Origin of the sequence: Streptomyces sp. NPDC048639, from assembly GCF_043199075.1 — a bacterium.
Taxonomy (GTDB): Bacteria; Actinomycetota; Actinomycetes; order Streptomycetales; family Streptomycetaceae; genus Streptomyces.
Genome location: NZ_JBICVP010000024.1, coordinates 1 through 11,029 on the forward strand (window position 1 = coordinate 1; position 11,029 = coordinate 11,029).

An 11,029-nucleotide genomic window follows, 5' to 3' on the forward strand; every position below is an offset into this window, starting at 1 on the left:
AGGTGGTCCTCACCGTTCCCGCGGCCCTCGATCCGGACGGCACGGTGCTGATCACCGGTGGTACGGGTGGTCTGGGCGCATTGGTGGCCCGTCACCTGGTCAGCGAACACCGCATCACGCACCTGCTGCTGGCGAGCCGCCGCGGGCTGGAAGCTCCAGGCGCCGGTGAACTCGTCGCGAAACTGGCTGAGTTGGGGGCGACGGTGGAGGTTGCGGCAGTGGATGTCGCCGACCGTGACCAGCTCGCCGCCGCAATCGAAACCGTTCCCACCGACCATCCGCTGACCGCCGTGGTGCATACGGCGGGCATCGTCGATGACGGTGTGGTGGCCTCTCTCACTCCGGAGCGGCTGGCTCACGTCATGCGGCCGAAGGCGGATGCGGCGGTGCATCTGCACGAGCTGACCCGCGGCGCCGACCTCTCGGCGTTCGTGGTCTTCTCCTCCGTCGCCGGCACGCTTGGCAGCGCCGGGCAGGCCAACTATGCGGCGGCCAATGCCTTCCTGGACGCCTTCGCGGCGACGCGTCGTTCCTCCGGTCTGCCCGCCACTTCGCTTGCCTGGGGCCCGTGGGCACCGGGCGCGGGCATGACGGCCGACCTGACCGAAGCCGACCTCCGGCGCATGGCACGCGGCGGCATGCGGCCGCTCACCCCGGAACAGGGGCTCGAACTGCTCGACACCGCAGGTCTCGTGGCCGGTGCGGCCCCCGCGCACCGAGCGCTGCTGCTGCCGGTGCATCTCGACCTCCGGACGCTGCGGGCGCACGCCGAGGCCGTACCACCGCTGCTGCGTGGCCTGGTGCGGGCTCCTGCGCGGCGTGCGGCGGAGACGGCGGCGGCCGGTGCGGCTCCGCAGCAGGACCTCGGGGCCATGCTCGCGGCGCTCGCGCCGGCCGACCGCGAGCAGTATCTGGTCGACCTGGTGTGTGCGCAGGCCGCGGCGACCCTCGGCCACGCCTCGGCGGACGAGATCGAACCCGACCAGGCCTTCAAGGAGTTGGGCTTCGACTCGCTCACGGCCGTGGAACTGCGCAACCGGCTCAACGCCGCCACCAGGCTGAGGCTCCCCGCCACGCTGGTGTTCGACCATCCGACACCGTCGGTGCTGGCCGGCCATCTGCTGGAGGAGATCCCCGTACCGGAGGCCTCCGGCACCGGCGGGAGCAACGGCTCCGGCGAGGCCGCGACGGCGGTGCCGCTGCTGGCAGAACTGGACCGTCTGGAGTCCGCACTCGCCGCCGCCGCGGGCGGCGCGGACGACCACGCGACGATCACTTCCCGGCTGCAGCTGCTGACGGCGAAGTGGCAGGAACTGGCAATGAAGAACAGCGGTCCCGGACGCGACAACGGCACCGGTACGAACACCGGCACCGGCTCCGGTACCGGCTCCGCCTCCGGTTCGGGGGATTCCGGAGCATCGCCCGCCGACGTCGACGACGGAGAACTCGACTCCGTCGAGACGGCGGACGAGCTGTTCGACCTGATCGACAAAGAACTCGGGCAGTCGTGATCAGCCGCGGGGAACCGTTGGCATCGGCTCAGGGATGTGGCGTTGGTGGCTGAAGACGACAAGATGGACGACAAGTACGTCGAGTACCTCAAGCGGCTGACCGCCGAGCTGCGGCAGACCCGTCGGCAGCTGCGCGAGGTGGAGGCGCGGGACCGGGAGCCGGTCGCGATCGTGGCGATGAGCTGCCGCTATCCGGGGGGCGTGGACAGCCCGGAGGCGCTGTGGCGGCTCGTCGACGAGGGCGGGGACGCCATTTCCGGCTTCCCCGCCGACCGCGGCTGGGACGTCGAGGCGGGCTACGATCCCGACCCCGACAACCCCGGCACCTTCTACGCCCTCGGCGGCGGTTTCCTTCACGAGGCGTCCAGGTTCGACGCGGACTTCTTCGGGATCTCGCCGCGCGAGGCGCTCGCGATGGACCCGCAGCAGCGGCTGCTGCTGGAGATCTCCTGGGAGGCGTTCGAGCGGGCCGGGATCGACCCCGGCTCCGTGCGGGGCAGCAGCACCGGGGTCTTCGTCGGTGCCGCGACCTCCGGCTACGGCGTCGGCGTGAGCGAGTTCCCCGAGGGCGTACAGGGCCTGCTCCTGGCGGGCAACGCCACCTCGGTCGCTTCCGGCCGCATCGCCTACACGCTCGGTCTTGAAGGGCCCACCGTCACCGTCGACACGGCCTGCTCGTCCTCGCTGGTCGCCCTGCACTGGGCGTGCCGTGCGCTGCGCCGCGGCGAGTGCGACATGGCGCTCGCGGGCGGCGTCGCGGTGATGGCCACTCCGGCGATGTTCTACGAGTTCAGTCGGCAGCGCGGGCTGGCCGCCGACGGCCGGTGCAAGGCGTTCTCCGAGGACGCCGACGGCACCGGCTGGGCGGAAGGCGCCGGCATGCTGCTGGTGGAGCGTCTCTCCGACGCCCGCCGTCTCGGGCACAAGGTGCTGGCCGTCGTGCGCGGCACGGCGATCAACTCCGACGGTGCCTCCAACGGCCTGACCGCCCCCAACGGCCCCTCCCAGCAGCGGGTGATCCGCGCGGCACTGGCCGACGCGGGACTGGCTCCCACCGACGTGGACGCCGTCGACGGGCACGGCACGGGTACGTCGCTGGGCGACCCGATCGAGGCGCAGGCCCTGCTCGCCACCTACGGCCAGGGCCGTGAACATCCTTTGTGGCTGGGCTCGTTGAAGTCCAACATCGGCCACACCCAGTCCGCGGCGGGTGTCGGCAGCATCATCAAGATGGTCGAGGCGATGCGGCGCGGAACGCTGCCGCGCACTCTGCACGTCTCGGAGCCGTCCCGGCACGTCGACTGGTCCGCGGGAGCGGTTCGGCTGCTCACCGAGGCGGCCGCCTGGCCCGAGGCGGACCGGCCGCGCCGCGCCGGTGTGTCCTCCTTCGGTATCAGCGGCACCAATGCCCACACCGTCATCGAGCAGGCCCCGGCGCCCGTGCCCGCCGACGCGGCCGACCCCGCCGCGGATTCCGGTAGGGATCCGGATTCGGACACCGGTGGACCGGCCGACGACGAGCCGCAGGCGCTGCCCGTCGTGCCGTGGCCGGTGTCCGCGCGCAGCGAGGACGCACTGCGCGCTCAGGCCGCGCGGCTGCTGGCCCGGCTGCGGGAGGAAGCCGAGCCCCCGCGTCCGCTGGACGTCGGCCACGCGCTCGCCACCACTCGCGCCGCGCTGGAGCACCGCGCGATCGTCCTCGCCCCGGACCACGAGACCGCCGTACGCGAACTCACCGCGCTCGCCGAGGGAAGCCCCGGCGCGGCGACCGTCCGGGGCCGCACCGTGCGCGGCGCCACCGCCTTCCTGTTCGCCGGTCAGGGATCGCAACGGCCCGGCATGGGGCGGGAGTTGTACGACACATATCGCGTCTTCGCCGAGGCGTTCGACGCGGTGGACGCCGAAATGCCGTTCAGCCTTCGGGAGATCGTCTTCGGGGACGACGCGGACCGTTTGAACCGCACCGAGTACGCCCAGCCCGCGCTGTTCGCCCTCGAAGTCGCCCTCTTCCGGCTGCTCGGGTCCTGGGGCGTCACCCCGAAGTTCCTGCTGGGCCACTCCGTCGGCGAGCTGGCCGCCGCCCATGTCGCCGGTGTGTGGACCCTGGCCGACGCCTGCCGGCTGGTCGCCGCGCGCGGCCGGTTGATGCAGGCGCTCCCGGAGGGCGGCGCGATGTCCGCGCTCCAGGCGACCGAGGACGAGGTGCTGCCCCTGCTGAACGACCGGGTCGGCCTCGCCGCCGTCAACGGCCCGCGTGCGGTCGTGGTCTCCGGTGCGGCCGAGGCCGTCGAGGAGGTGGCCGCGCACTTCCGCACCCAGGGGCGTAAGACGACGGCGCTGCGCGTCAGCCATGCCTTCCACTCGCCGCTGATGGAGCCCATGCTCCAGGAGTTCCGAGCGGTCGCCGAGAGCGTCACGTACCACCCCCCGCGGCTGACGATCGTCTCCGACGTGACCGGCGAGACCGCCGCCCCGGCCGACCTGTGCTCGCCCGACTACTGGGTCCGGCACGTCCGCGAGCCGGTCCGGTTCGCGGACGGGGTTCATCTGCTGGCCCGGCGCCGGGTCGCACGGCTCGTCGAACTGGGCCCGGACGGCACCCTCACCGCGCTCGCCCAGGACTGCCTGGGCGGCGACGGGCCGGTTGCCGTCCCCGCCCTGCGCACGGACCGGCCCGAACCCACCGCGCTGATGTCCGCGGTGGCAGCGGTCTTCGCCCACGGCACCCCGGTCGACTGGCCGGCCGTCTTCGCGGGCACCGGGGCACGTGATGTGGAGCTGCCGACGTACGCCTTCCGCCGCGAACGGTACTGGCTGGAGGCGACCCCGCCCGGCTCCGCCGCCATCGCTGAGACCGGTGGCGGGGACGCGGGCTTCTGGACGGCCGTCGAGGACGAGGACATCGCACTTCTCGCCGAGACCCTGGACGTCGACGCGGGGCTCGTCCGTCCTCTCGTACCCGCACTGTCGTCGTGGTGGCGCGGGCGGCGCGAGCTCAGCCGGGCGGAGCGGCTGCGCTACCGGATCGGCTGGCAACCTCTCGACCCGGCCTCCGACGCGGCGCTCACCGGCCGTTGGCTCGTCGTCGTCACCACCGGCACGGCCGGCCACGCCCGGGTCCGTACGGTGACGCAGGCGCTGGCGGCCAGCGGCGCCGAACCGGTGCTGTGGGAGTGCGCGCCCGACGAGGAGCGCACCGCGCTGGCCGCCCGGCTCGCCGACACCGGAGATCTTGCGGGAGTCCTCGCCCTCACGGCCGTCGACGGGGCGAACGGGGCGAACGGCCGGGACGGCGATGACGGTGAGGGCGGCCAGGACGGCCAGGGCGACGAAGTGAGCCCGGGAGACGTCCTCTTCCGGACCGTACGACTGGTGCAGGCGCTCGGCGACGCGCAGGTCGCCGCCCCGCTGTGGCTGGCCACCCGAGGGGCGGTGGCCACGGCACGCTCGGATGCCGCCCCGGAACCGTCGCAGGCCGCGCTATGGGGCCTGGGACGGGTGGCCGCGCTGGAGTTGTCCGACCGATGGGGCGGCCTTGTCGACCTGCCGGAGACCGTCGACCGCCGTGCGGCGGGACGACTCGCCACAGTGCTGACCGGAGCCGGAACCGGAAGCGGAGCCGGAACCGGAGCGGGGACCGGAACCGGAGCGGGGACCGGAACCGGAGCGGGGACCGGAACCGGGACCGGAGCGGGCGCCGTCGGTGCCGGGCACGAGGACCAGGTCGCGGTGCGCGCCTCCGGCGTCTTCGCGCGTCGCCTGCTGCACGCCCAGGACCCTGCCGCGCCGATGAACACCGGAGCAAGCTGGCAGCCGCGCGGCACCGTCCTCATCACCGGCGGCACCGGCGCGCTCGGCGCCCGCGTCGCCTGCTGGGCGGCCGAGCAGGGCGCGGAGCACCTCGTCCTGACGGGCCGACGCGGCCCCGACGCCCCCGGCGCCACCGATCTGGCGGCCCGGCTCACCGCGCTCGGCGCCCGTGTGACCGTCGAGGCCTGCGACGTCGCCGACCGCACGGCCGTCCATGACCTACTGTCCCGCCACACGGTCGACGCCGTGGTCCACGCGGCGGGTGTCACCGACACGCTTCCGCTGTCCGACCTCGACGCCGGCCGCTTCGGGGCGGTGTTCGCCGCCAAGGCGCACGGCGCCGCCCACTTGGACGCCGTGCTGCGCGCCCAGGGCGACCGGCCGCTCGACGCGTTCGTGCTGTTCTCCTCCATCGCCGGCGTGTGGGGCAGCGGAGGCCAGCCCGCCTACGCCGCCGCGAACGCGTACCTCGACGGCTTGGCCGAACAGCGGCGCGCCCGGGGCGCCACCGCCACCTCCGTCGCCTGGGGGCCTTGGGGCCAAGGCGGAATGGCCGCCGAGGACGGGGCCGAGGAGTATCTGCGCCGACGCGGCCTCGCCGTCCTCGACCCCGACACCGCACTGGCCGCGCTGCGCCGCGTCCTGCAACAGGACGTCACCGGGCAGGTCGTCGCCGACGTCGACTGGTCCCGGTTCGCCCCCGGCTTCACCAGCACCCGCCCCAGCCCCCTCCTCTCCGGCCTGCCCGAGGCACAGGACGCGCTGCGCGAGGGGCAGGCCGTCGCGTACGAGGACGGGGCAGGCGCCGCACTGCGCGAACGCCTGGCAGGCCTCCCCGTCGCAGAACGCACCCGCGCCCTGCTGGAGTTGATCCGCACCCATGCCGCGGCCGTCCTGGGCCATGCCGACGCCGGGCTGCTGGAGACCCGGCGCGCCTTCCGCGACTCCGGGTTCGACTCCCTCACCGCCGTCGAACTGCGCAACCGCCTCACGGCCGAGACCGGCCTCGCGCTGCCCGCCACGCTGGTCTTCGACCAGCCCACCCCCGTCGATCTCGCCGCGTTCGTGCACGGCGAGTTGTTCGGCGGGGACGACGGAGGCCATGGCAGCAGGTCGAGCACCGGCCCCGGCGGCGGTCGTACGGACCGTACGTCCGACGACCCTGTCGTCATCGTCGGCATGGGCTGCCGCCTGCCCGGTGACGTCACAGGCCCGGACGAGCTGTGGAAGCTCGTGGCCGGCGCTCAGGACGCCATCGCCCCCTTCCCCACCGACCGTGGCTGGGACCTCGACGCCCTGCACCATCCCGAGCCCGGCCGCCCCGGCACCAGCTACGCCCGGCACGGCGGATTCCTCACCGGCGCCGGTGACTTCGACCCGGCATTCTTCGGCATCTCGCCCCGCGAGGCCGTCGCCATGGACCCGCAGCAGCGGCTGCTGCTGGAGACCTCCTGGGAGGCACTGGAGCGTGCCGCCATCGCCCCCGGCGGCCTTCGCGGCAGCCGGACCGGTGTTTTCATGGGCTCCAACGGCCAGGACTATCCCGCGCTTCTGCTCAGCACACCCGATGCCGGCGACGGCTACCTCGGCACGGGCAACGCCGCGGCCGTCGTCTCCGGCCGCATCGCCTACGTCCTCGGCCTCGAAGGGCCGACCCTCACCGTCGACACCGCCTGCTCGTCGTCGCTGGTCGCCCTCCACCTCGCGGCGCAGGCGCTGCGCGCGGGCGAGTGCGACCTCGCCCTGGCCGGCGGCGTCACCGTGATGTCGACCCCCGGTGCGTTCATCGAGTTCAGCCGCCAGCGCGGTCTGGCGGCCGATGGCCGGTGCAAGGCGTTCTCCGACGATGCGGACGGGACGGGCTGGGCGGAGGGTGTGGGGGTGCTGGTCGTCGAGCGGCTTTCCGATGCGCGTCGTCACGGGCATCCGGTGCTGGCGGTGGTGGCGGGTTCGGCGGTCAATCAGGACGGTGCGAGCAACGGGCTGACCGCGCCCAACGGGCCCTCGCAGCAGCGCGTCATCCGGGCCGCACTGACCGATGCCGGACTCGCCGCGGCCGACGTGGACGCCGTGGAGGCACACGGCACGGGTACGTCGCTGGGCGATCCCATCGAGGCGCAGGCCTTGCTGGCCGCCTACGGCCAGGAGCGTGAACAGCCCCTGTGGCTGGGCTCGTTGAAGTCCAACATCGGTCACACCCAGGCCGCGGCCGGCGTGGCGGGCGTCATCAAGATGGTTCTCGCCATGCGGCACGGCGTCCTGCCGCCCACCCTGCACGCCGACGTCCCCAGCACGCACGTCGACTGGTCGGCGGGCGCGGTGCAACTGCTCACCCGGACCAGGGAATGGCCCTCCGAGGCCCGCCTGCGCCGTGCGGGCATCTCCGCGTTCGGCGTCTCCGGCACCAACGCGCACGTCATCGTCGAACAGCCGCAGGAAGCGGAGCACCTTCAGACCGCGGAGCAGCCGCAGAACGACGACGGGCAGGCGCAGAACGACGGGCAGAAGCACACCGACAGCGGGGAGCCGCACACCGGCGGACCGGCGGCTTCGCCGGACTCGGAAGACGGCATCGCGCAGATGGGACGCCCGCTGCCGTGGGTGATCTCCGGCGCGTCCGGGAACGCCCTGCGCGATCAGGCCGAACGGCTCCTCGCCCACGCCGACGCCCGGCCCGACCTCTCCGCCGCAGGCGTCGGCCTGTCCCTCGCCGCCACCCGTACGCCGTTCGAGCACCGCGCCGTCGTGCTGGGCGCGGATCGAGAAGAGCTGCTGTCCGCTCTCGCGTCCCTGGTCATGGACGAGCCCGCCCCCGGCGTCGTCACCGGCCGTGCGCGCGCGGAGGGCCGTACGGCGTTCCTGTTCGCGGGGCAGGGTGCGCAACGGCTGGGAATGGGCCGGGAGTTGTACGAGACGTTCCCTGTCTTCGCCGATGCCTTCGACGCCGTGTGCGTGTACGCGGATGCGGAGTTGCCTTGCCCGCTGGGGGAGGTCGTTCTCGGTGAGGACGGCGATCTGCTGAATCGTACGGAGTTCGCGCAGCCTGCGTTGTTCGCGCTGGAGGTGGCGCTGTTCCGGTTGTTGGAGTCGTGGGGCGTGCGGCCGGATGTTCTCGCCGGTCACTCCATCGGGGAGATCGCCGCCGCGCATGTGGCGGGCGTGTGGTCGCTGTCCGACGCGTGCCGTCTTGTGGTTGCGCGGGGCCGGTTGATGCAGGCGCTGCCCGAGGGTGGCGAGATGGTGGCGGTGGAGGCTTCCGAGGAGGAGGTGGAGCCGCTTCTCGACGACCGGGTGGGACTCGCTGCGGTGAACGGGCCGCGGTCGGTGGTGATTTCCGGTGACCGCGATGCGGTGCAGGAGATCGCGGACCGATTCCGGGCCCAGGACCGCAAGTCGACGACGTTGCGGGTGAGCCATGCGTTCCATTCACCATTGATGGAGCCGATGCTCGCCGAATTCCGTGCGGTCGCGGAGGATGTGTCGTACGACCGACCGCGCCTGCCCATCGTGTCCACGGTCACCGGTGAGGCCGCCACGGCGGAGGAGTTGTGCTCGCCGGAGTACTGGGTGGCGCACGTCCGCCGGACGGTCCGCTTCTCGGACGCCGTACGTGCTCTGGACGGAGAGGGCGTCACCCGCTTCCTGGAACTGGGACCCGACGGCACCCTCACCGCACTCGCCCACGCCTCGCTCGGCGAGGCCGAACCGTTGGCGGTCCCGTCGCTGCGGCCCGACCGCCCCGAGGCGCAGACGGTGCTCTGGGCGACCGCGTCCCTGTTCGCACAGGGCGCCGAGGTCCTCTGGTCGGCGTTCTTCCCCACGACCCGCAGCGTCGAGCTGCCCACCTACGCCTTCCAGCACAGCCGTTACTGGCCGCGCACCGGCACCCACCTGGGCGACCTTCGCTCGGCGGGCCTCTCCGCCGCCGGACACCCGCTGCTCGGCGCCACCATCACCCTCGCCGACAGCGGGGCCGCCGTCTTCACCGGACGGCTGTCCGCTCAGCTCCAGCCGTGGCTGGCGGAACACGTCGTGTCCGGCTCCGTCCTGCTGCCCGGTACCGCCTTCCTGGAGCTCGCCCTCCACGCCGCGGACCGCGTCGGCTGCGACCAGGTCGAGGAACTCACCCTGCAGACACCCCTGGTGCTGCCCGAACGCGGCGCCGCCCGTCTCCAGGTCACCGTCAGCGGCCCGGACGGCGACGGCCGTCGCGAAATCGGCATCCACTCGCGCCCCGAGGACAGCACGGAGGCGGACGATGCCGACGACGAGCCGTGGATCCGGCACGCAAGTGGCACCCTGCTGCCCGAGGCCGCCCCGCCGGCGACGGAAGGCTTCCTCCGGCCGCCTTCCGACGCCACCGAGATCGCGACGGAGCCCCTCTACGAACGGCTCGCGGGCACCGGCCTGTCGTACGGGCCGCTGTTCCGCGGGCTGAACTCCGTACGGCAGCGCGGCGACGACCTCTTCGCCGAGGCGGCCCTCCCCGAGGAGGCCGCGCCCGACGCCCGTCGGTACGGCGTCCATCCGGCCCTGCTGGACTCGGTGCTGCACGCCCTCGGCGCTGCACCGACGAACGGTTCCGACAGCTCCGACACCTCCGACAGCTCCGGGGGCGCGGCGTCCGGTCCGGGACTGCCCTTCTCGTGGACCGGCGTGACCCTCCATGCCACCGGCGCGACCCAGCTCGCCGCACGCCTGCAGGTCACCGGCTCCGGCTCGGTCGCCCTCGACCTCACCGACCCCTCCGGCGCACCCGTCGCCACCGTCCAGTCCCTCACGCTGCGCCCACTGACGGCGCTGCCCGCCGGTACGGCGGCAGCCGGCCACGCCGGGCTGCTGCACCGCGTCGACTGGACGCCGCTCCGGATCGACACGGCCGCCGAGGGGATGGCGTACTCGACCGCGGCGGATCTGCCGACGTCGCTTCCGCCGAACGGAGTTGAGGCCGGAGCGGATGCGCTGGTGCGTGTCCGGGTCCCGGCAGACGGCGCAGCGGAGACGGTGACGGCGAGCGTCCTCGCGCTGGTGCGTGGGTGGCTGGAGGAGGAGCGGTTCGAGGGTGCGCGCCTGGTGATCGTCACGGAGGGGGCTGTCGCGCTCGACGACGAGGTTCCGGTCGCGGCGTTGGCTGCGGTGTGGGGTCTGGTACGAGCGGCCCGGGCAGAGAATCCGGGGCGGTTCGCGTTGCTGGACGTGGACGGTGCGGAGGAGTCGTGGACCGTTGCCGCAGCCGCGCTCGCCTCCGATGAGGCGGAACTGGCCGTACGTCGTGGAGTCGCATTCATCCCGCGTCTGGCACCGTCCGCCTCGGGTCGTGAACTCGTAGCTCCTGTGGGGGAATCCGCCTGGCGGCTGGACGCTGTCGACAAGGGCACCCTGGAGGGTCTGGCCCTCATCCCCTTCCCGGAAGCGGAAACGGAGTTGGCTGCGGGCCAGGTCCGTATTGCGGTGCGGGCGGCGGGTGTCAACTTCCGCGATGTGCTCAACGCACTCGGGATGTACCCCGGGGACGCCGAGGACTTCGGTCTCGAAGGCGCCGGTGTCGTGACCGAGGTCGGCTCGGATGTCTCACAACTGGCCGTCGGTGACCGGGTGATGGGTCTCTTCTCGGGGTCCTTCGGTCCGGTTGCGGTGGCGGATGTGCGGACGGTGGTGCGGGTTCCGTCGGGTTGGTCGTTCGCGGAGGCGGCGTCGGTGCCGATCGT

Annotated in this window: 2 protein-coding genes; both read left to right on the forward strand. The window is 73.2% G+C overall.

Annotated features, from left to right (window positions below; genetic code table 11):
• A partial coding sequence (locus ACGFNH_RS32625; protein WP_393659998.1) for a beta-ketoacyl reductase occupies positions 1-1,511 on the forward strand: 1,511 nt, incomplete at its 5' end.
• A 45-nt stretch (positions 1,512-1,556) separates the two neighbouring features.
• Positions 1,557-11,029, forward strand: a 9,473-nt coding sequence (locus ACGFNH_RS32630; protein ID WP_393659999.1) for an SDR family NAD(P)-dependent oxidoreductase, incomplete at its 3' end; no start/stop codon positions are given.